This window comes from Streptomyces sp. NPDC002845, assembly GCF_053591955.1.
The window spans coordinates 37,368-57,779 of sequence record NZ_JBSFUU010000067.1 but is presented as its reverse complement, the minus strand read 5'-3'; the positions used below and the strand labels follow the sequence as shown (position 1 = coordinate 57,779).

The window sequence follows — 20,412 nt, the reverse complement described above, 5'->3', positions numbered from 1 at the left end:
GCTGGTGCCGATGGCGCAAGACCTCCTGGAGCGCTGCTCCAGGAGGCTGCCTGAGCCAGGAATCCCCTCCCCCTTCAGGGAGGGGAGGATTCAAGATGCAGACGAGACAGGTGCCCGGCGCCGCCCACGCCTTCCGGGAGACGGCGGCACGGCTGCGCATCCTCCTCGACGACCACCCCTGCGACGGCCCCGACTGGCACCCGGACCCACCTGGCGTCCTCGTACTGTCCGGCGACTGCGACTGCGACTGCGACTGCGACTGCGGCCGCACCGGAAGCGAACGCGACCGTTCCTAGGTTGATTGGCCGGTGTCGGCCGTTTCGGGCATTGCGAGCAGCGTGAGTTGCTGGTCGTGGGTGCTGGGCCCCCGAACGGTGGTGGGGCCGTGGGGCGGGTGCTTTCCGGGTGGGCGCGCTCGTGTCTGACGCACCCGGGGGGTGCTGCGCGAGGTCCGTGCCGGAGCTGTCCGCTCCGTACGGCCTGTGCTGCGGTGACTCGGCGGTGTGGGGGCGGTTGTCCCGGTGCGATCCTCCGGTCGCACGGCCGCTGCCTCAGCACGCCGGGTGGCGGTGGTGGCAGGGGTTTGGCGGGGTCCGTCTTTCCTGCGCCGGGCCGTACAGCCCAGACCGCGTCTGCCGACGACCACCGCGGCGGCATGATGCCCCGTGATGGTGGTGGCCGAGCCGGCAGAAGCCTGCTGTTCTTTGAGGGGGTTCAGCCAGTGCTGGGCACCCCACCTGCTCGAATACGCCGTCACGGACAGTCCGGCGTGGTGGGCCATCCCGGCCAGGCGGTCACGGAACCTGCCCGCCGGGATGGCCGCCACCAGGCGCCGGAAGGCTTCGCCTCGCCTGTCCCGGCCCAGCTTCTCCCACCCGGTGGCCCGGGCGTCGGCGAAGTCCAGGTTCTCGATCACCAGCGCCGCGCACTCATGCCGCTGCGCCAGATGCAGGAGCCGGGAGATTGCTGCGCGCAGCCGTGCGTCCCGGGTGGCGGCGGGCAGCCCGGACAGCCGGAGGGGGATCGTGTGGGGGGCGCCGACGGGGCTGCCGTGCGGGTCGATGATCCAGGCGGCGAGGTGGTCGGCGTTGACGTCCACCGCGAGCACCGGATGCCGCCGCAGCGTCTCCAGGGCGGGCACGGGGAGCTTGTGGCCCCTGGCTGTGGTGGACCAGGAGGCATCCAGATACCAGCGTCCGCGGGCCGGGTCGCAGGTGATGTCGTAGCGGACCGAGGCGCCCGCGGCGATCCGGTCCGCCCACTGCCCGCCCCGGTGGGCGAAGACGGCCGCCGCGTCCAGGACGTACCGGCCTCGCGGGGCGTTGGCGTGCTGGACGCGCAGCGGCTCGGGCAGCACCATCGCGATCGTGCCGTCGGCGGGGTCGATGCCGAGGGTGTAGTTCCCGAACGGCGCGCCCGCCTCCCCGTCCGCGGTCAGGAACATCCGCCGCGCCGACCAGACGGTGCCCCACCCCTCCAGTTGGGCCTGCCAGTTGGCTGCGGTCAGCGGCTTCGGTGCGGTGGCGTTGTCGTAGAGGTGGTGGCGGGTGTTGAGCAGCCGGCGTCCGCCCCGGGTGACCCGTACCCGGCCGCCCTCCCGCTCCCGTACCGCCCGGCGCAGCTCACCGTGCAGGATCTGCAGCCGCTGCTGCTTGGCCCGCCGCTCGGCGCCGTCGGCGTACCCACGCACCCACCGGCGCCCTCGCCGCTCCCGGCTGCCGGGGGTGACGGCGAGGCGGGAGGTGATCGTGGCGATCGCCTGGCGCAGTGAGCCGATACGGGCGTTCAGCGCCCGCCGGGCGAGCTGGTACTGGTCCTCGCTGGTACGGGTGACCGACCCCGCCCAGCGGGAGGAGGACCGGGCGGTGAGCGCCTTCTTCCGCCCGGCCCGCTGATTGTGCGCGGCGGGCACGTTCCCGATCCGCACCCGCGCCGCGAGATCGGCCCCGGCCAGCGCGCCCAGGTGCTCGCCGACGGCCCGCAGTACGACCGCGTCGGCGGGCGAGAGGCGCAGCCGGGTGCGGATGCGGCATCCGCCCGGCGGGGCGACCACGAACGGATCGGACAGCGCACGATGAGGGCGCGGCTCCCGCCCCTTGGCACCCCGCCCCCGCCTGCCCATCGCCGTGCGCCCCCGCTCGCCCGTGGTGATCCCGACAGGCCGAAGCTAACCCCCGCCCCCACACCCCGGGTAAGCACACGACAGCGACTGGCGAACAACCGATCCCCCTGCACAGGAAAGGGCCGAAGATGATCGCCGACTGGATCATCCGCTACCGACCACGCCACTCAGCCGCCCCGCCCGAAATGGCCGACACTGGCCTGCACATCCGGGAACTGTTTCCAACCCGGGGCGGTACGGCACCCTCACAGCCCTCGTCGAGGCGCCCGCCTGGAGCACCCCCGCGGTGAGCGACCCGAGGCCCGCCCCCGAACCGGAGCGCGAGATCGCCCGGCTGGGCGAACTGCTGCTGGGCCGCACCCAGGAGCTCACGGCCGTACTCGACGGGCGGCGGGACGCGTACGACGCCGTCCCCGACGGCATGCTGCCCCTGCGCGACGCCGCCCGCGAACTCGTCGACGTGGCACCGTCACTCGTCGAAACCTGGGCCACGGAGGAACTCGCCGGCTCCCGGGGCCACTTCGTCACCCTCGGCCTCGCCGCCCGCCGCATCCCGCTGCGCGTGGCGGCCATGATGCGCCGGTCCCTCGCGTGCACGGACCCCGGGACCGCCGACGTCCTCGGAGACCTGGTGCGCGAGTGGTGCCAGGAGCTCGACAAGTCGTACGACCTGAGATGGGTGCCCGTGGCCGCGCAGACCGGACTGCATGTGCGCACCATGGTCGACCTGGCCCGCAGGGTGTGCGGGGGCGGGTGACCGCCCCCGCACCCATGGGCTACGCGGCCGCCGCGTCCGCCGCCTGGGCCTTCAGCGCGCGCTCCACGCCCGACCGTGACTCCGAGACGAGGCGGCGCAGGGCCGCGTTGGGCTCGGCGGACAGGAGCCAGGCGTCCGTGCGGTCCAGGGTCTGCTGGGAGACCTGGAGCGACGGGTACAGGCCGACGGCGATCTGCTGGGCCATCTCGTGGGAGCGGGACTCCCAGATGTCCTTGACCACCGCGAAGTACTTCTCCGTGTACGACGCCAGCAGCTCGCGCTGGTCGGTCTGGACGAAGCCGCTGATGACGGCCTCCTGAATGGCGTTGGGGAGCTTGTCGGACTCGATGACCGAGGCCCAGGCCTCCTCCTTGGCCTCCGGGAGGGGGCGGGCCGCCCGGGCGGTGGCCGCGTGGCGCTCACCGGCCGCCGTCTTGTCCCGCTCGTACTCGCCCGCGATCTCCGCCTCGTCGAACCGGCCCACCGCCGCGAGCCGCTCGACGAACGCCCAGCGCAGCTCCGTGTCCACGGCCAGCCCCTCCACCGTGTGCGAACCGTCCAACAGGGCCTCCAGCAGGTCCAGTTGCTCCGGCGTACGCGCGGTCGCCGCGAAGGCGCGGGCCCAGGCGAGCTGGTGGTCCGACGCAGGCTCCGCCGCCCGCAGATGCGCCAGCGTGGCGTCCGTCCAGCGGGTCAGCAGCGCCTCGCGCGCCGACGGGTCCGCGTACAGGTCGATCGCCAGCTTCACCTGACGGTGCAGCGACTGCACGACACCGATGTCCGACTCCTTGCCGATGCCCGACAGCACCAGGGACAGATAGTCGCGGGTGGCGAGTTCGGCGTCCCGGGTCATGTCCCAGGCCGAGGCCCAGCACAGGGCGCGCGGCAGGGAGGCCTCGAAGTCGCCGAGGTGCTCGGTCACGAAGGCGAGCGACTGCTCGTCGAGGCGGATCTTGGAGTACGACAGGTCGTCGTCGTTGAGCAGGACCACGGCCGGGCGCCGACGCCCCACCAGCTGCGGTACGGCGGTCAGTTCACCATCGACATCGAGCTCGATCCGCCCGCTGTCGCCGTCGCGCAACAGCTTGCCGCTCTCGTCGTCGAGGTCGTACAGGCCGATGGCGATGCGGTGCGGCCGGAGGGTGCCACGCGGCGGAGCCGCATCATCGGATACAGCGCCCTTGGCGCCGATGGGCAGCGCGGGGGCCTCCTGCCGGACGGCGAAGGAGGTGATGACACCGTTCGCGTCGGTCTCGATCTCGGGCCGCAGGACGTTGATGCCCGCCGTCTCCAGCCACTTCTTCGACCAGGTCTTCAGGTCACGCCCGGAGGTCTCCTCCAGGGCGCCGAGGAGGTCGGAGAGACGGGTGTTGCCGTAGGCGTGGCGCTTGAAGTACGCCTGCACGCCCCGGAAGAACTCGTCCATACCGACGTACGCGACGAGCTGCTTGAGAACGGAGGCGCCCTTGGCGTACGTGATCCCGTCGAAGTTGACGAGCACGTCGTCCAGGTCGCGGATCTCGGCCATGATCGGGTGCGTGGAGGGGAGCTGGTCCTGGCGGTAGGCCCAGGTCTTCATCTGGTTGGCGAACGTCGTCCAGGAGTGCGGCCAGCGCGACTGCGGGGCGTAGGCCTGGCAGGCGGCCTCGGCGTAGGTGGCGAACGACTCGTTCAGCCACAGGTCGTTCCACCACTCCATGGTGACCAGGTCGCCGAACCACATGTGGGCCAGCTCGTGCAGGATCGTGGAGGCCCGCGTCTCGTACGCGGCGTCCGTCACCTTCGACCGGAACACGTACTGGTCCCGGATCGTCACCGCACCGGCGTTCTCCATCGCGCCCGCGTTGAACTCCGGCACGAACAGCTGGTCGTACTTCTTGAACGGGTACGCGTAGTCGAACTTCTCCTGGAACCAGTCGAAGCCCTGCCGCGTGACCTCGAAGATCGCGTCCGAGTCCAGGAACTCGGCGAGGGAGGGCCGGCAGTAGATGCCCAGCGGAACGGTCTGCCCGTCCTTCTCGTACACACTGTGGACGGAGTGGTACGGCCCGACGATCAGCGCCGTGATGTACGTCGAGATCCTCGGCGTCGGCTCGAACTCCCAGACGTTGTCCTTGGGCTCGGGCGTGGGCGAGTTGGAGATGACGGTCCAGCCCTCCGGCGCGCGCACGGTGAACTGGAACGTGGCCTTCAGGTCGGGCTGCTCGAAACTCGCGAACACGCGGCGGGCGTCCGGGACCTCGAACTGCGTGTACAGATACGCCTGCTGGTCGACGGGGTCGACGAACCGGTGGAGGCCCTCACCGGTGTTCGTGTACGCGCAGTCCGCGACGACCCGCAGGACGTTCCGCCCCTCCAGAAGTCCCGGCAAGGCGATCCGCGAGTCCTGGAAGACCGTGTCCGGGTCGAGCGGGTCGCCGTTGAGGGTGGCCTCGTGGACGGTCGGGGCGACCAGGTCGATGAAGGACTCCGCGCCGTTTTCGGCGACATCGAAGCGCACCGTGGTCACGGACCGGTAGGTACCGCCCTCCTGCGCGCCGGAGAGGTCGAGATCGATCTCGTACGAGTCAACGGTGAGCAGCTTCGCCCGCTGCTGCGCCTCTTCGCGAGTCAGGTTTGTGCCAGGCACGCGGTCATCTCCTCGTTATGTGTGGGTTGCGCCATCCTTCCACGGGACCCATGCCGAACGCGATGTCCGTTTTCTCGCCGGTGAACGGGGGTGCGGGCGCAGGGGCGGCGGGGGCGAGGAAACACGTCCCCACCTCCCGCCGCACACGCCCCCGAAAGCTCAGCCCTTCAGTTCCGCGGCTACCAGTTCCGCGATCTGGACGGCGTTGAGGGCCGCGCCCTTGCGGAGGTTGTCGTTGGAGATGAAGAGGGCGAGGCCGTGGTCGACGGTCTCGTCGTGGCGGATGCGGCCGACGTAGGAGAGGTCCTTGCCCGCGGCCTGGAGGGGGGTCGGGATGTCGGAGAGAGCGACCCCGGGCGCCCCGGCGAGGAGCTCCGTCGCGCGCTCCACGGACAGCGGACGCGCAAAGCGGGCGTTGACCTGGAGGGAGTGCCCGGAGAAAACCGGGACGCGGACGCATGTGCCGGACACCCGGAGCTCCGGGATCTCCAGGATCTTGCGGGACTCGTTGCGGAGCTTCTGCTCCTCGTCGGTCTCGTTCAGACCGTCGTCCACGATCGAGCCCGCCAGCGGAACCACGTTGAAGGCGATCGGCCGCTTGTAGACCTGCGGCTCGGGGAAGTCGAGCGCCTCCCCGTCATGGGTCAGCCGGTCCGCGTCGGCCACCACCTTCTGCGTCTGGCCGTGCAGCTCGGCGACGCCCGCGAGACCGGACCCGGAAACCGCCTGGTACGTCGCGACGACGACCGCCTCCAGCCCCGCCTCCTCGTGCAACGGCTTCAGCACCGGCATCGCGGCCATCGTCGTGCAGTTCGGGTTGGCGATGATGCCCTTGGGCCGGTCGGCGACGGCGTGCGGGTTCACCTCGGAGACCACGAGGGGCACCTCCGGGTCACGGCGCCACGCGGAGGAGTTGTCGATGACGACCGCGCCCTGGGAGGCGGCCTTCTCGGCCAGCGCCGTGGACGTCGCGCCGCCCGCGGAGAAGAGGACGATGTCGAGGCCCGAGTAGTCGGCCGTGGCCGCGTCCTCCACCGTCACACCGTCGAGGACCGTCCCCGCCGAGCGGGCCGAGGCGAACAGGCGCAGCTCGTCCATCGGGAAGTCGCGCTCCGCGAGGATCCTGCGCATGACCGTGCCGACCTGACCGGTGGCTCCGACGATTCCGACCCTCACGGTGACTCCCTCTACGTGGTGTGCGTACGTACTGTGCGTTGTGCGTGTGTTGTGCATGGCCGAGGTGTTTCCATCATGCGGTCCGCACTGGTCCGCCTGTCCAATTGTTTGCCACGGCCGCCCGGGGAATGGGACGCCTCGGCATCGGCACCGCTCGCGGTTGTCCGGCGCCCACCCCTGCTGAGCTGCAGGAATTCATCCCACGGGTGCCCCGTGCCGCAAGCTGTGCTGTTCCGTGCCTGCCCGCTGCCCCGGGTCGCACGCGGCGGTGTGACGTACGCCTCTGACGTATGTCTTCTGCCGGGTGCGCGGAGACGGGCCGAACCGAACAGGCCGGACGCGAGCCGAACGTTTTGGCCGCCCCCGGCGTCATAGAGGAAACGCGGCGAGGGGAGGGGTGTCTGTGCTGCGCAGAAAGGCCCGGCGGGACGAGGGGGTGGACGACCCGCTGGACGCGGCCCAGGAGAGACGGGTGCGGGCGGTGCTCGCGCTCGGCGGGGTACCGCAGTCGGACCTGCCGGACGGGGTGCAGCAGGTCCGGCTGCGGCTCCTGGAGCGGGCGGCGAGCGGACGCGAGGCGCCGCGGGACGTGTCCGCGTGGGCGGCGGTCGTCGCCTCCAACCTGGCGATGGACTGGCACCGGGCCAAGCGCCGGCAGGAGCGGCTCGGCGAACGGCTCGCCTCGCTGCGCCAGTTGGAGCACCCCTCCGGCGAGGACTCCAGCGTGCTCTCGCTGGCCGTCACCCGTGGCCTGGACGAACTGCCCGACGCCCAGCGCCAGGTCCTCGTGCTGCGTTTCTACGCCGACCTGCCGGTGCGCGGGATCGCCGAGGAACTCGGCATACCCGAGGGCACGGTCAAGAGCAGGCTCCACTCGGCGGTCCGCGCCCTGCGCGCCCGCCTGCACGAGGACGAGGTGGTGTGACGTGGCCGCCCAGGACAACAGCCGGCGCGGCGGCGAGTACGACGGCGCCCAGTACGACGGTGCCGTGCCCGACCGGTACGACAGCGCCGGGCACGGCGGTGGCATCGACGCGCTCATGGCCGCGATCACGGACGAACCGCTGCCCGAGGGCGCCCTGGACGACGCCGGATTCGCGGCGGAGCACCGCGCGGCGGTCGCCGACGTGGCGCTGCTGCGCGAGCAGTTGACCCTGCTCGGGGACACACTGGCGAACGGGCCGACCCCGGCGGAGACCGTCGCCGCGGCAGAGGACCCTGTTCAAGCCGAGGCCCCGGATCCAACCCCCGCCCCGAAGCTCACCGAGTCCACCGAGTCCACCGAGTCCACCGAGCCCATCCGTCTCCGTGCCCCCAAGCGCAAGCGACGCCGTGGCCCCGGAATCGCGGCCGTCGGCTTCGGCACGCTCGCCGCCGCCGTCGTGGCCACGTTGATCATCGGCATGGGCTGGCTCGTGGCGCAGAGCGGAGGCGGCTCGATGTCCGCCGACAGCGGCGCCGCCCAGGACGAAGCCTCCGGCCGGCAGGGAGACCGCGAGGACGCGTCGAAGAGCTCCATGACGGGGTACGTCGCCTGTGCCCGGCTCATCGTCGAGGGCACCGTCGCGGAGGTCGAACCGGTGCCCAACACGGAGCAGAACCGGATCACCCTCGATGTGGAGCGCTACTACAAGCCGGACAAGGGCGAGGACGAGATCGTCTTCGTCATGGACCGGAGCACCGACCCACGCCTCCACGAGGGCGACCACGCCCTGCTCGGCTTCCCTCCCGACATGGCCACGCCCGACATGTGGGCCAACGACGAGCAGCAGATCGAGTATGACCGAGCCGGGATCCTCGATGCGCTCCCGATGGCGAGCGATCAGACATGTGAGTGAGTCCGGACATGCGAGTGAGTTCAGACACGTGAGTGAGTAAGGCACTCCGCGCGGGGCGAGAGCTCACCCGGGCACACGAAAGGGGCGGGCGCCCCGCGCGGACGCCCGCCCATCTTCCCCGTGTCCCCTGTGTCCCCCGTATCTCCTTGTCCCCCCGTGCTCTCTGCGCCTCTGTACGCCGTCCGAACTGTACGGGCGCGCCTACGGGTGGCCTAGGAGGGCGCTGAAGATCTTGGCCGGGCTCCCGACGCCTGGCACGCGCTCCCCCACTGCCTTAAGGGCGTGGGGGGACCCCCAGCCGCGTTGCCGAAATGCCCTGGTAGCTCCGCTACGAGGGCATCCCGGCGCCTTGCAGCTGCACGCACCAGCCGCCGCTCGCTGATCCGGCCAAGATCTTCAGCACCCTCCTAGTCCCACGTGTCCCAGACCCAGCTGCCGGTGTCGTCGCCGGGCTTCTCCGGGTTGGGATACGTGGGGTCGAGAGAATCCAGCTCAATGGCCCGTACGGAGGACGTGCCGTCCGAGGGCGCGGTGTGGGCGGTGCCGAGGACCAGCGGCAGTGCCAGTGTCGCGAGGGCTGCCACGGTGCCGATGGCGGTCCTGACGGCTCGCCCGGTGATGTGTCTCATCCTGTGCCTCTGCAATCCTTCGTTCCTGGCGCAACTGGTCTACTGGTCTACCGATCGTGGAGCGTGCGCCGATGACGATCATGCGGGTCGTTCAGGCCCCTGTCAGCACATCCCCGGTGGCCTCTGGCGGACATGGCACTCTCATGCCAGCCCTGGGCTCCGGTGACCCGGGAGCGGCCCGAGTGGCTCTAGCACGGCGGCCGGACGCTCCCGTGGAGGCTCAGATACCCGCCGGCGCTCAGATAGGGGTCGGCCCGGCAGTCGCCGAGCACCCAGTCCGGCAGCAGGCCAGGCAGGCTCAGCCACCGGTCCCAGCCGTACTGGGCCCGCAGCAGGGCCTCGTCCAGGTTCGGGGCCTCGACGAAGGTCATGCCTACCAGATGTGCGCCCCACCGGGCCAGAGTGACGTGGGCGATGCCCGGCTGCGGGGCGATCCGGGTGTACCGGGCGATCTCGTCGAGCCGCCGGTCACTGGGCATGGCCGCTGGGGGCACCTCCCGCGCGTTGAGCAGCGGTGGAGGTCCGGGGCCGTCGGTGAAGACGGCGTCGGGCGAAGGCTGGAGGACGACCTTGACTGCGTACACCCGCCCGACCCTAGGCAAGGGACCGGTCCGGCCCTCCGCCCGACGTGTGTCATCCCCCGGTCATGGCAGGGAGCGGCCACCCGCCTCACCTCCCCCCAGTCACTCCCGTCACAGCCACCCCGTCACAACCACCCCCGCCGCACCGCCTCCGCTCCCGCCTGGAACCGGCTCTGCACACCGAGACGTTTCTGCAGATCCGCCGTGTTGCGGCGGACCGTACGCAGGGAGACGCCCATCTTGCGGGCGATGCCCTCGTCGGTCAGGCCCGCCGCCAGCATCTTGAGCAGGGCCGCCTCACGGTCGCTGGGCGCGTCCTCGGGGACGTCCTGCGGTGCCGTACCGAGGGGTACCGCCCTCTCCCACACCACGTCGAAGAGCTCCTCCAGCGCCCGCACCATGCTGGGGTAGCGGATCAGCAGGGCCCCCTGCCGGCTGTCCTCGGCGTCGATGGGGATCACGGCCGCCGTGTGGTCGCACAGGATCATGCGCATGGGCAGCGTGGGGACCGTGCGCGTCTCGCCGCCGACGGAGGCGAGCCACGTGGCGTACTCGACGGTCGCGGTGTCGTTGCGGACGCTGTCCAGGTATACGGTCCGCATCCGGACCCCGCGCGCGAGGTTCTGCTCGTCGAGCGGCCGCCCCGCTTCGAGCGCCGCCGCGCTGAGCGCCCCGCCGGGCACGAAGGTGCGCACCTCGACGCCGGCCCGGTGAGCGAGTTCCATCAGCCGGACCCGGACCGCGTCGACGCCTTCCAGCCGCTCCACCCCGCTGTCGGCGCGGTGCGCGGAGTGGGAGGCGTACTCGGAGGCGAGGGCGGCCAGCGCGGCGCGTTCCCGGGACAGGCGGGCCCGCTGCTCGTCGAGTTCGGCCTCCCTCCGCGACAGCAGCGGAGAGAGGACGACTTCGGGGCTGACGGGAACGAACTGGTGGTCGGCGGCCTCATGCAGCAGGGACAGCTGGGTGAGCCGGTCGAGCGCCGCGCGGACCTCGGCGGTGACGAGACCGGTCTCCCGGGCGATGTCCTCCAGGGTCCAGGAAGGGTTCAGCAGCAGGGCCCGGTAGACCTCGTGGGTCGGTTTGTCGATACCGATGGTCTCCAGCATGGGTCCCCCTGCGAGGTCGGTGACCGGTCAGGTCGGATCAGGTCAGGTCACGTGGGCCGACGGTACCCGATCATCCGTTCGAGCCCCGTGATGAAATACGCGGCCCTCGCAGGGCGCCCCGCTGGCAACACCCGGTCATGGCCACCGGGTGCCAGGCGACAGGGCTGCTCGGGGGCCGCGCAGCGGCCTAATGTCTAAGACGCCGGGAAGCGAACAGGGGGTTCCGCTTCCTCCGGTTCTCTTCAACCGCCCACCTCTGAACGTGGGTTGGCGCAGCCGAAGGGAACGCCTGGCGGGGGAGAAACGCGGCAAGGGACGGGTCCCACGGGGGTGGACCTGTCCCTTGCCCGACAGCCGGGACAAGGGGCGGGTGCCACGGGGGTGTCCCCGCTCCTTGTCCGCCGCCGTGCCGGCCCGGGCCTCAACGGACCCGGACCGGCACGGCATTTCACTGGATCACGGTCAGCCGGTGACGGCCGTCAGGCAACGAAGACCGTCGGGCAACGACGACCGTCAACCGGCGACCACCGTCAGTCAGTGACCTTCTCGATCACGACCGTCCCCAGCCCAGCCGCGGTCCCGCGCGCGTTGATCAGCCGGACCTCGCCGAAGAACTGCCGCCCCTCCGGAGCGGCCGCCTGGACCAGGACCTCGGCGGAGACCTTCGCGGAGGCACCGCTCGCGAGGCTGACCGTCGTGTCGGAGCCGACGTTCACCGAGCCAAGGCCGGGGGCGAAGTAGACGTCCTGGTAGTCGTACGTCGTCGAGCCGGCCGGGACGTCGTAGCCCTCGATGCGGACGGTGTACGTACCGGCGGCGGGCTTGGTCAGGCTGACCGACTCCTCCGAGTCGCCGTCCGCGGACTGACCGACCGTCACGCCGTCCTTGACCACGAACAGGTCGAGGTCGGCACCCGGGTCGGAGACCCCGCCGATGGAGACGTCCAGCCGCTCCACGCCCGCCGGAACCTCGACGGTCCTGGTCTGGATCTCGTGGTGGCCGATGGCCGGCGTGTCCAGCACGGTCGAACCCAGCGAGCCGCCCTCCAGCTTGCCCTCAAGCGCGGCGAAGTCGTTGGTCACGGTCCACTCGGCGGCGACCGGGGTGCCGATCGTCGCCTCGGGGACGGTGGTCACCGCCGGGTCGAAGGAGGTGCCGAGGACCGACACGTCCAGGGTGTAGGGGTTGTGGAGGTCGGGCGAGGTGCGCCGCGACTCGACCTCGATCTCCCAGACGCCCGGCAGCGGATCGGTGTAGGTCCGCAGGTCGGGACGGCAGGTGTTGGGGAGGTCGGGCCGCGAGTAGTGCGGGTAGCAGTAGATCGTCGAGTTGTCCTCGACATTGATGCCGTACGGGTGGACGGAGATGAACCGCGTCTGGCTCAGCTCCTTCAGCCCGCCGAGCGCGACCTCCAGGGTCTTCGCACCCTCCGGCACCGTCACGAAGTACGACTTGCTGCTGTTGCGCTGCACGGAGGAGTCGGCGGAGAAGGCGTACGACGGCTTCGCCAGCTCGTGCGAGACGACGACCGTGGCGAGGATCTGCCGGTCCACGCCCTCGGTGTCCTCGTCGTCGAGCTCCAGGATCGCGCTGTGCACGCCCGCGGTCTTCGCCCTGGCCTGGACCTTGACGGTGACCGGCTTGTTCAGCGGCAGGTCGATCTCGTCGTCGCCGAGGAGGCGGAAGGTGCGGTCGTTGTACTTCCAGTCGAGCTCGTGCTCGATCGGGCGGTCGGGGCCGGAGGTACGGGTGATGGTCACCTCGTACGTCTTCTTCTGCTTGACCTTGAGACCGCCCTCGCGGTCGTAGAGGCCGGTGCCGAAGCCCGGAGTCGCCAGGAACTGGTCGATCGCGGTGTCGACCGGGGCCTTCACCGTGTAGTCGTGGGCGGTGGCGCCGTCCTTGATGGCGTCCCAGGCCTGCACGATACGCATCAGACCGGCGCCCTGCTCATGCGCCTGAACGCCCTTGATCTTGCGCGCGGTGCTGGTCAGCGCGGTGCGCAGGGTGAGCGGGGAGAGCTCGATGTTCCGCTGCTTGGCGGCGGACAGCAGCAGCGCGCTCGCGCCCGCGGCCTGCGGGGAGGACATCGAGGTGCCGTTGAGCATGCTGTAGCCGGGCGGCAGGTCGTAACCCGCTTCGGCGACAGGGCCGCCGGGGGCCCAGGTCTGGGTGGTGTTGATGGCCGCGCCCGGAGCGGTGATGGTCGGGGCGAAGCCGCCGTCCTCACGCGGGCCGCGCGAGGAGAAGGGGAACAGGTCGTACTTCTTCTTCACGACCGAGCCGTAGTTGGCGGCCCAGGTCTCCCTGGAGACGGAGGCGCCGACGGAGAGGACCTTGTCGGCGAGACCGGGGTCGCCGATGGTGTTGGTGCCGGGGCCGTCGTTGCCCGCGGAGATCACCAGCTGGACGCCGTACTCGTCGATGAGCCGCGTGTAGAGCTGGGCACGGGCGTTGTTGCCGTCGTTCAGCGGGGGCAGACCGCCGATCGACATGTTGACGATGTCGACGCCGCGCTTGGTGACGAGGTCGATCATGCCCTCGGTGAGCGCGATGTTGGTGCAGCCGCCGCTCCAGGTGCAGGCACGCGAGGAGACCAGCTTGGCGCCGGGCGCCGCGCCGTTCATACGGCCGCCGAAGAGGCTGTTGGCGGCGGTGATACCGGCGACGTGCGTGCCGTGGCTGCCCTCGATGACACCGATGCTGACGTAGTCCGCCTTGTCACCGGCCCCGTTGTAGGTGACGTCCTCGCGGACCTCGATCACGAAGGGGATGCGCTCGGCGATCGCCGTGTCCGGGTCGTCGGTGCCGAAGTAGCCGACCTGGAAGCCGTCCTTGTACGGCTTCATCGCCTCGTCGTCGGTGAAGTCGTTGTTGTCGTTCAGGTCGACCCGGGCCGTGCCGGTGGCCGCGTCGTACAGCACGCCCCACACGTCGGTCGTGTCGCCGTCCCGGTTCAGGTCACCGGCCATGTCGCCGCCGGTGGTCGCCGACTCCGCGAACGTACGGAACTTGAACTCGCCCGCGGGCGCCGTCCAGGTCTCGCCGGCGGCGGTGAACACCGGGCCGGTCGCCGCGTCGCTCATCCGCAGCCAGGTGCCGTCCCGGTCGGACACCGGGTCGGTGGCCGTCACCCAGTCGACGATCTTGCGCTCACCGGTGGTGGTCTTCTGCAGCGCGGGGTGCGCGAGGTCGATCCCGGAATCCAGGATGCCGATGGTCACGCCGCGGCCGTCGTACTTCGGGTGGTCCTCCACGAAGGAGACCGCGCCGGTCTCGAAGGACGGGTTGTACGGGTTCGCGGCGGGCGTCTTCCTGTTGGGCGCCGCGTATCCCGCGCCCCCGCCCGCTCCCGTGCCCGCCGAGCCCTTGGCGTCCGTGCCGTCCGGCACCGGGTCGTCGAGCTTGATCTCCTGCTTGAGGTCGATCGCATGGACGGAGGACAGCTTCTGCGCCGCCGTGAGGGCCTTGTCCGCCCGGGAGGTCGGGACGGTGGCCCGGACGTAGCCGAGCTTGTCGTCGGTCATGCCGACCAGTCCGCCGTTGACCGTGTCCAACTGCTCGGCGACCTTCTCGGTCTGCCCCGGCGCGGTGGCGATCATCATCGTGACGGTCTTGTCACCGTCGGCCTTGGCCTCGGCGAGCAGGCCGGCGTCGTCCGAACCGAGCTTGTCGTGGGCGGACTTGACGCCGCCGTCGGCCGGGGTCGCGGGGGCCGAGCCGTCCGCGGCGAAGGCCACCGGTATCGGCCCTGCCGCGCAGAGCGCGGCCACAAGGCCCGCGGCCACGGCAACTCGGGCCACGCGTCTCGCACCCGAGATCGGGGTGTGCTGGGGGGTGGAGGTCATCGACATCCCTTGTATGTAGTTAGTAAGAGTCCGCTGTGAGAACGCGGCTGATCGCTAGCTCTATCAAAGGGACTGATGTTTGGGGAGGGTTGACCGGGACGAGAGGGCAACCATAGGGAAATCCCGCCATACGAGATGGCGGCGGCAGGGGGACGACATGGCGGCGACGGATCGTGAAGACGACGTGGCGATGGCATGACGATGGCGTGGCGATGGCATGGCGACGACGACGCGGCGACGGCAGATCCTGAATGCGTGCCATATCAGAGCATATTGCCCAACGTCGGCCAACTGATTCCCGCTTCGGCCCCATTGATCACCGATTCACCCCGTGTGCAGGTCGGAGGTCTGTGTAACGTCTCCGCATGCGCGAGGAGTTGAGGGTGGCGGCGTACGGCGTCTGCGTACGGGACGAGCACCTGTTGCTGGCCCGCTGGGTCGCCAGGGACGGCAGCAAGCGGTGGACCCTGCCCGGCGGCGGCATGGACCACGGGGAGGATCCGTACGACACGGTCGTCCGCGAGGTGGACGAGGAGACCGGATACGAGGTCGAGCCGCTGACCCTCCTCGGCATCGACTCCATCAAGCGCCACTACGCGCGCCGCCTCGGCACCGCCGACTTCCACGGCGTACGGATCGTCTACGAGATCCGGATCAACGGCGGCGAACTGCGCCACGAGACGGACGGCTCGACGGACATGGCGGCCTGGCACCCGCTGGACACCGTGCCGTCGCTCGACCGGGTGCCGCTCGTGGACGTGGGGCTGGCGCTGTGGCGGGAGCGGCCGTCCTCCGGGCATATCGCGGAGTAGGTGTGGATACGGAGCAGGAGGAGTTGGGTGCCATACCCCGTCGGATGAACGGGGAGTGACCGCCCTCCTTCCATCCGGAAAGGCTTCGCGAACGCGCAGGGTGGTCCAAGATCCACGTACGGTGATCGGCGCTGCCCGTTGCCGCCGCGTTAACGTCCAGGTCACCCCCGCTGCCAACGATCCAGTACGAGCGGGGTGTCCGTATGCCAGACCCCCGCGACCACTGCTGATGCGTTCGCACTCGGGGAGATCGCGCCATGTCGCGCACACGCTCTGTCGCCGCCGCCGCCGCCACCGCCGCAACCGCTGCCGCCGCCGTCACCGCTCCGGACCGCCGGGCCTTCCTCGCCGCCACCGGCGCCGTGGGCCTCTCGGTGGGCGTCGGCTTCGCCCTGCGCCCGGACGCGGACGCCCACGCCGCGCCCTCGGACGAGTCCGCCGTCTCCCTGACCTCCCGCGAGGCCCCGGCCGCGCCGCTCACCCCGTACACCCGAGGCACGACGCTCGCCTCGGTCGCGGCGCCCCGTGGCACCGGCGGCTACCGGCGCCTCGGCGACGGCCCCGTCTGGAACCGGGTCGTCCGCGGCGACCTGGCGGACCCCAAGTCCGGCCGCGAGAACCGCCGTACGGCGCTGGCCTCCTTCGTGCAGTTCACCGACCTGCACGTGGTGGACGTCCAGCATCCCTTGCGGTACGAGTACTTGCGCGCCCAGACCGCCAGCTCCTGGCGCCCGCAGGAGGCGCTGTCGGTGGCCGGCGCGGTCTCGCTCGTCGAACGGGTCAACGCGCTGCGGGGAGCCCCCGTCACCGGCTCCCCGCTCCACTTCGTGATGACGACCGGCGACAACACCGACAACAACTCCAAGACGGAGCTGGACTGGTTCCTGAAGGTGATGAGCGGCGGCCGGATCACCCCCAACTCCGGTGACCCGCACGCCTACGAGGGCGTCCAGAACAGCGGCCTGCCGTTGTACTGGCAGCCGGAGGAGACCCTGCGCGACGCCGACAAGCAGCTTGGCTTCCCGCACATCGACGGCTACCTGACCGCCGCGATCCGTGAGGTGAACAGCCCCGGCCTCAACGTCCCCTGGTACTGCACGGTCGGCAACCACGACTCCCTCCCCGGCGGCTGCTACGCCCCCGGCGACTCCTACTTCGCCGAGTTCGCCGTGGGCGGCCGCAAGCTGATGACCCTGGACCAACAGCTCGGCAAGGCGATCTGGGACAACGTCAGGGAGGGCGGCGACCCCAAGGGCGCCGACTGGAAGGCGCTGCTCAAGTCCCAGGCCCGCGCGATGCGTTCGGTGACCCCGGACGAGGCCCGCGCCCCCTTCACCCCTCTGGAGTACCTCAAGGCCCACCTCGACCCGGCGCACACGGGACCCGGCCCGGTGGGCCACGGCTACTCGGCGGCGAACGTGGAGGAGGGCACCCAGTACTACACCTTCCGCATCGCCGACGACGTGATCGGCATCAGCCTCGACTCCACGGACCCGGGCGGGCACTACGAGGGTTCGCTGGGCACGGCGCAGTTGAAGTGGCTGGACCGGACGCTGAGTGCGAACAAGGCCTCGTACGCCATCGTCTTCAGCCACCACACCAGCCGCACCATGCGCAACCTGAACCCCGACCCGTCCCGCCCGGAGGAGTCCCGCCACGGCGGTGACGAGGTCCTCGCCCTCCTCGCCCGCCACCGCAACGTTCTCGCCTGGGTCAACGGCCACAGCCACCGCAACCGCATCACCCCGCACTCCTCCGCGAGCGGCGGCTCCTTCTGGGAGATCTCGACGGCCTCGCACATCGACTTCCCCCAACTCGCCCGTGTCATCGAGCTGGTGGACAACAAGGACGGCACGATCTCCCTCTTCACGACCCTGATCGAGTCGGCGGCCCCACACACGACGGACTTCGCTGATCTGTCCCAGACGGGCCTGGCGGCCCTGTACCGCGAGGTCTCCTTCAACGCCCCCGGCCGCCGCGACACCCTGGCGGGCGAAGCGGGGGACCGCAACACGGAGCTGGTACTCCGAAAGGGCTGAAAAGGGCTCAACTGCCGTAGAGAAGAGCAACCCTGGCGTAGTCCCACAAGGTCCCTCCCTTCGAACCGATCGCACCCTGGACGAAGGTGCATGAAGGTTCATGAAGTCGCATGATTTCGCATGAAGGGGGAAACATGTCAGTTCGCATGCGTACGGGCCTGGTGGCGGCGATCGCTCTGGCGGCGGCAACGGCCATGGCCGCTCCGGCGGTGGCAGCACAGCCAGGAGCAGCCGGGTCCGACCACAGCGCGACCCGGGAGGCCATGGACGCCGCCGTGAAGGACGGCGTCCCCGGCGTCGCCGCCCAGGCGAAGGACACCCACGGCATCTGGAAGGCCACGTCCGGCGTGGGCAACCTCAAGACGGGCAAGCCGCGCAGCGCCCACGACCGCTACCGCGTCGGCAGCATCACGAAGACGTTCGTGGCGACGGTCCTGCTCCAGCTGGAGGCCGAGGGGCGGCTCTCGCTCGACGACAAGGTGGAGAAGTGGCTCCCGGGCGTCGTCCGCGGCAACGGCCACGACGGCCGCAAGGTCACCCTCCGTCAACTCCTCAACCACACCAGCGGAATCTTCGACTACACGAGCGACGAGACGTTCGGCCGCACGTACTTCCTGAAGGACGGCTTCTTCAAACACCGCTACGACACGCTGACGCCCGAGCAGTTGGTGAAGATCGCCATGGCCCACGAGCCGGACTTCACCCCGGGCACCGACTGGAACTACTCGAACACGAACTACGTCCTGGCGGGCATGGTGATCGAGAAGGCGACGGGCAACGCCTACGGCGACGAGGTCCGCCACCGCATCATCGACCCCCTGCGCCTCCACGCCACGTCGGTCCCCGGCACCCACCCGAAGCTCCCCCGGCCCAGCAGCCGCGCCTACGGCAAGCTGGCGGAATCGACCACGGGCCCGACGTACGACGTGACGGAGCTGAACCCGTCCCTCGCCTACGCGGCCGGCGACATGATCTCCAACCCGGCCGACCTGAACCGCTTCTACACGGCCCTGCTGAAGGGCAAGCTCTTGCCGGAGAAGCAGCTCTCCGAGATGAAGACCACCATCAAGGTCGACGCATTCCCGGGCGCGGGTTACGGCCTCGGCCTCATCGAGCGCAAGCTGAGCTGCGGGACCACGGTCTGGGGCCACGGCGGCGGCATCCACGGCTCCATCTCGGAGTCCGTCACGACACCCGACGGCCGCCACTCGCTGTCGTTCAACTTCAACGGGGACTGGTCGGGGGACACGGAGGCAGTGGTGGAAGCGGAGTTCTGCACATAGCAGAGCCAGGAGGTAGAGGAGGGGAGGGGGAGGCGCCTGCGGGTCGGGTGGCCCGCAGGCCGGGTGGCCCCTCTCCCTTCTTGTGCCCTCTGTTGCCGGGACATTTGACCCTGGTGGTTGCTTCGCGATGTTGCTTACCTGGGGCGCGGGACGAAGCGGAACGTCTACGTCCTCACCGACCTGACCACGCGACCGGCATCGCCCCAGATCGTCGGGCGACCTCGCACGACCGCAACGGAGTTCAGTTGACCACCCTCGAAACATTCCGTATCCCACAGGCCGTCACCGGAACGCCTCAAGACATCCAGCTCGGACGGCAGATGATCGAAGCCTGGCAGCGGGACGGCATTTATCAGGTCGCCATCGAGCCCGCACAGGAAACCGTGGTCGCCAATGCCTACGCGGCGAGCAAGAGATTCTTCTCCAAGCCTCTCGCTGACAAGGCCAAGCACATCAGCGACCTCACCTACAGCGGCTACGTCGCCTCCGGTGAAGAGGTGACCGACGGCATCCAGGACGGATCAGAGATCTTCACCGTCACCAAGGATGTCCCCCTTGAGGACGCCCGGGTCAGCGAAAACTGGCCCTGCCACGGCCCCGTACCCTGGCCCGACCAGCAGTACCGGCACGCCATCAACGCCTACATGGAGCAGTCCGGCCACGTCGGACACCGGATCCTCCAGCTCACCGCGCTCGGACTCGGCCAGGACATCGACGCGTTAACCCGTCTGACCGACGACGGATGGCACCACATGCGGGTACTGCGCTTTCCTGCCGCGTCGGCCGACAGCGACCGCGGCATCGGCGCCCACACCGACTACGGCCTGCTGGTCATCGCCACCCAGGACGAGGTCGGACAGGCCCTGCACATCCGGCCCCCCGTCGAAGGCGAGCGCCGCAACCGCAACTGGCTGCCCGAAGAGAGCGCCGGGGGCGTGTACGAGGACGACGACAGGTGGATCTACGTCGAGCCGGTACCGCACACCTTCACCGTGTTCCCCGGCGACATCTTCCAGCTCATCACCGACGGGGAACTGCTCTCCACACCGCACAAGGTGAAGCTCGCCGACAGGGAACGGTACGCCTTCGCGTACTTCCACGAGCCAAGCTTCCAGGCCGTGGCCCGTCCGCTCGGCAGCACGGACGACAGTGAATCCCTCCACTACGGCAGCCACTTCACCTCGATGTTCACCCGCTGTTACCCGGACCGGACCACGACACAGAGGATCCACGCCGAGGACAGGCTGTCCGTACTGGCCAAGCTCCGGGAGGAAGCCGTTTCCGCGTCCTGACCGAGCGGAGCTCGTCTGCTGAGGGAATGTGACACTTGGGCGGAGAGTGTCACATTCCCTCGCCAACGGCGTCGTTCACGACGCTGGGCGGGCTCAGTCTCGTACGTGGGTGAGGAAGGCCGACCACGCCGTGGGGGGTACGAGGAGGGCGGGGCCGGTGGGGGTCTTGGAGTCGCGGATGCCGATCCCTCCCGGGGCCGCGCGGGTGACCTCTACGCAGTTCTGGCCCGCGTCGCTGTAGGACGACTTGAACCAGGCGTGCTCAGGGGCGAGTTCAGGAGCGGTGAGGCGCGGGTGCAT

The 20,412-nt window shown here is 70.1% G+C and carries 16 protein-coding genes; 8 read left to right on the top strand and 8 right to left on the bottom strand.

Annotated elements, in window-relative coordinates:
• Positions 1-95 precede the first annotated feature (95 nt).
• Positions 96-296, top strand: coding sequence for a hypothetical protein (locus ACWD3C_RS35650; protein WP_451150555.1), 201 nt, complete (start codon positions 96-98; stop codon positions 294-296).
• Here ACWD3C_RS35650 and ACWD3C_RS35645 read toward each other — a convergent pair.
• Complete coding sequence (locus ACWD3C_RS35645) at positions 293-2,053, bottom strand: hypothetical protein (RefSeq protein ID WP_451150553.1); 1,761 nt, start codon at positions 2,051-2,053, stop codon at positions 293-295. The genes ACWD3C_RS35650 and ACWD3C_RS35645 overlap by 4 nt on opposite strands.
• Positions 2,054-2,408: 355 nt before the next feature.
• Here ACWD3C_RS35645 and ACWD3C_RS35640 point away from each other — a divergent pair, with 355 nt between their 5' ends.
• Complete coding sequence (locus ACWD3C_RS35640; RefSeq protein WP_451150551.1) at positions 2,409-2,879, top strand: hypothetical protein; 471 nt, start codon at positions 2,409-2,411, stop codon at positions 2,877-2,879.
• Between the two features lie 19 nt (positions 2,880-2,898).
• Here the strand turns inward: ACWD3C_RS35640 and pepN are convergent, their stop codons facing one another.
• Both pepN and ACWD3C_RS35630 read right to left on the bottom strand, forming a co-directional pair.
• Positions 2,899-5,508 carry an aminopeptidase N gene (pepN, locus tag ACWD3C_RS35635; protein ID WP_451150549.1) on the bottom strand — a complete coding sequence of 870 codons (2,610 nt, stop codon included), beginning with the start codon at positions 5,506-5,508 and terminating at the stop codon, positions 2,899-2,901.
• A gap of 159 nt (positions 5,509-5,667) precedes the next feature.
• On the bottom strand, positions 5,668-6,684 hold the full coding sequence (locus tag ACWD3C_RS35630; RefSeq protein WP_451150547.1) for an aspartate-semialdehyde dehydrogenase: 1,017 nt from the start codon (positions 6,682-6,684) through the stop codon (positions 5,668-5,670).
• A 397-nt stretch (positions 6,685-7,081) separates the two neighbouring features.
• Between ACWD3C_RS35630 and ACWD3C_RS35625 the strand changes: the two genes are divergently transcribed.
• A complete protein-coding gene (locus ACWD3C_RS35625) occupies positions 7,082-7,609 on the top strand; it encodes an RNA polymerase sigma factor (RefSeq protein ID WP_451150545.1) in 528 nt (175 codons plus the stop codon).
• A 1-nt stretch (position 7,610) separates the two neighbouring features.
• On the top strand, positions 7,611-8,522 hold the full coding sequence (locus tag ACWD3C_RS35620; protein WP_451150543.1) for a hypothetical protein: 912 nt from the start codon (positions 7,611-7,613) through the stop codon (positions 8,520-8,522).
• 407 nt (positions 8,523-8,929) lie between these two features.
• Here ACWD3C_RS35620 and ACWD3C_RS35615 read toward each other — a convergent pair whose 3' ends face one another.
• The 4 genes from ACWD3C_RS35615 to ACWD3C_RS35600 all read right to left on the bottom strand — a co-directional run bounded on the left by ACWD3C_RS35615 (position 8,930) and on the right by ACWD3C_RS35600 (position 14,686).
• Positions 8,930-9,151: a hypothetical protein gene (locus tag ACWD3C_RS35615; RefSeq protein WP_451150541.1), complete on the bottom strand. Its 222-nt coding sequence runs from the start codon at positions 9,149-9,151 to the stop codon at positions 8,930-8,932.
• 188 nt (positions 9,152-9,339) lie between these two features.
• Positions 9,340-9,735, bottom strand: coding sequence for a hypothetical protein (locus ACWD3C_RS35610; protein ID WP_451150539.1), 396 nt, complete (start codon positions 9,733-9,735; stop codon positions 9,340-9,342).
• A 122-nt stretch (positions 9,736-9,857) separates the two neighbouring features.
• Positions 9,858-10,838: a LuxR C-terminal-related transcriptional regulator gene (locus tag ACWD3C_RS35605; protein ID WP_451150538.1), complete on the bottom strand. Its 981-nt coding sequence runs from the start codon at positions 10,836-10,838 to the stop codon at positions 9,858-9,860.
• A 530-nt stretch (positions 10,839-11,368) separates the two neighbouring features.
• Positions 11,369-14,686 (bottom strand): S8 family serine peptidase, encoded by a 3,318-nt coding sequence (locus ACWD3C_RS35600; RefSeq protein ID WP_451150536.1) that lies wholly within the window; start codon positions 14,684-14,686, stop codon positions 11,369-11,371.
• Between the two features lie 365 nt (positions 14,687-15,051).
• Here ACWD3C_RS35600 and ACWD3C_RS35595 point away from each other — a divergent pair, with 365 nt between their 5' ends.
• The 4 genes from ACWD3C_RS35595 (at position 15,052) to ACWD3C_RS35580 (ending at position 20,112) form a co-directional block, all read left to right on the top strand.
• A complete protein-coding gene (locus ACWD3C_RS35595) occupies positions 15,052-15,498 on the top strand; it encodes an NUDIX hydrolase (RefSeq protein WP_451150534.1) in 447 nt (148 codons plus the stop codon).
• Between the two features lie 257 nt (positions 15,499-15,755).
• Positions 15,756-17,537, top strand: a complete 1,782-nt coding sequence (locus tag ACWD3C_RS35590) for a TIGR03767 family metallophosphoesterase (RefSeq protein WP_451150532.1) — start codon at positions 15,756-15,758, stop codon at positions 17,535-17,537.
• A 134-nt stretch (positions 17,538-17,671) separates the two neighbouring features.
• Positions 17,672-18,820, top strand: coding sequence for a serine hydrolase domain-containing protein (locus ACWD3C_RS35585; protein ID WP_451150530.1), 1,149 nt, complete (start codon positions 17,672-17,674; stop codon positions 18,818-18,820).
• 245 nt (positions 18,821-19,065) lie between these two features.
• The gene (locus ACWD3C_RS35580) at positions 19,066-20,112 is read left to right on the top strand and encodes a 2-oxoglutarate and iron-dependent oxygenase domain-containing protein (RefSeq protein ID WP_451150528.1); all 1,047 of its coding nucleotides are present in this window, start codon (positions 19,066-19,068) and stop codon (positions 20,110-20,112) included.
• A 93-nt stretch (positions 20,113-20,205) separates the two neighbouring features.
• Here ACWD3C_RS35580 and ACWD3C_RS35575 read toward each other — a convergent pair whose 3' ends face one another.
• Positions 20,206-20,412, bottom strand: a complete 207-nt coding sequence (locus ACWD3C_RS35575; RefSeq protein ID WP_451150526.1) for a DUF397 domain-containing protein — start codon at positions 20,410-20,412, stop codon at positions 20,206-20,208.

Coding starts and splice junctions, on each gene's coding strand:
- ACWD3C_RS35605 (WP_451150538.1), bottom strand. CDS start 10,838: ATGCTGGAGACCATCGGTATCGACAAACCGACCCACGAGGTCTACCGG.
- ACWD3C_RS35600 (WP_451150536.1), bottom strand. CDS start 14,686: ATGACCTCCACCCCCCAGCACACCCCGATCTCGGGTGCGAGACGCGTG.
- ACWD3C_RS35585 (WP_451150530.1), top strand. CDS start 17,672: ATGTCAGTTCGCATGCGTACGGGCCTGGTGGCGGCGATCGCTCTGGCG.
- ACWD3C_RS35650 (WP_451150555.1), top strand. CDS start 96: ATGCAGACGAGACAGGTGCCCGGCGCCGCCCACGCCTTCCGGGAGACG.
- ACWD3C_RS35590 (WP_451150532.1), top strand. CDS start 15,756: ATGTCGCGCACACGCTCTGTCGCCGCCGCCGCCGCCACCGCCGCAACC.
- ACWD3C_RS35575 (WP_451150526.1), bottom strand. CDS start 20,412: ATGCACCCGCGCCTCACCGCTCCTGAACTCGCCCCTGAGCACGCCTGG.
- ACWD3C_RS35595 (WP_451150534.1), top strand. CDS start 15,052: ATGCGCGAGGAGTTGAGGGTGGCGGCGTACGGCGTCTGCGTACGGGAC.
- ACWD3C_RS35615 (WP_451150541.1), bottom strand. CDS start 9,151: ATGAGACACATCACCGGGCGAGCCGTCAGGACCGCCATCGGCACCGTG.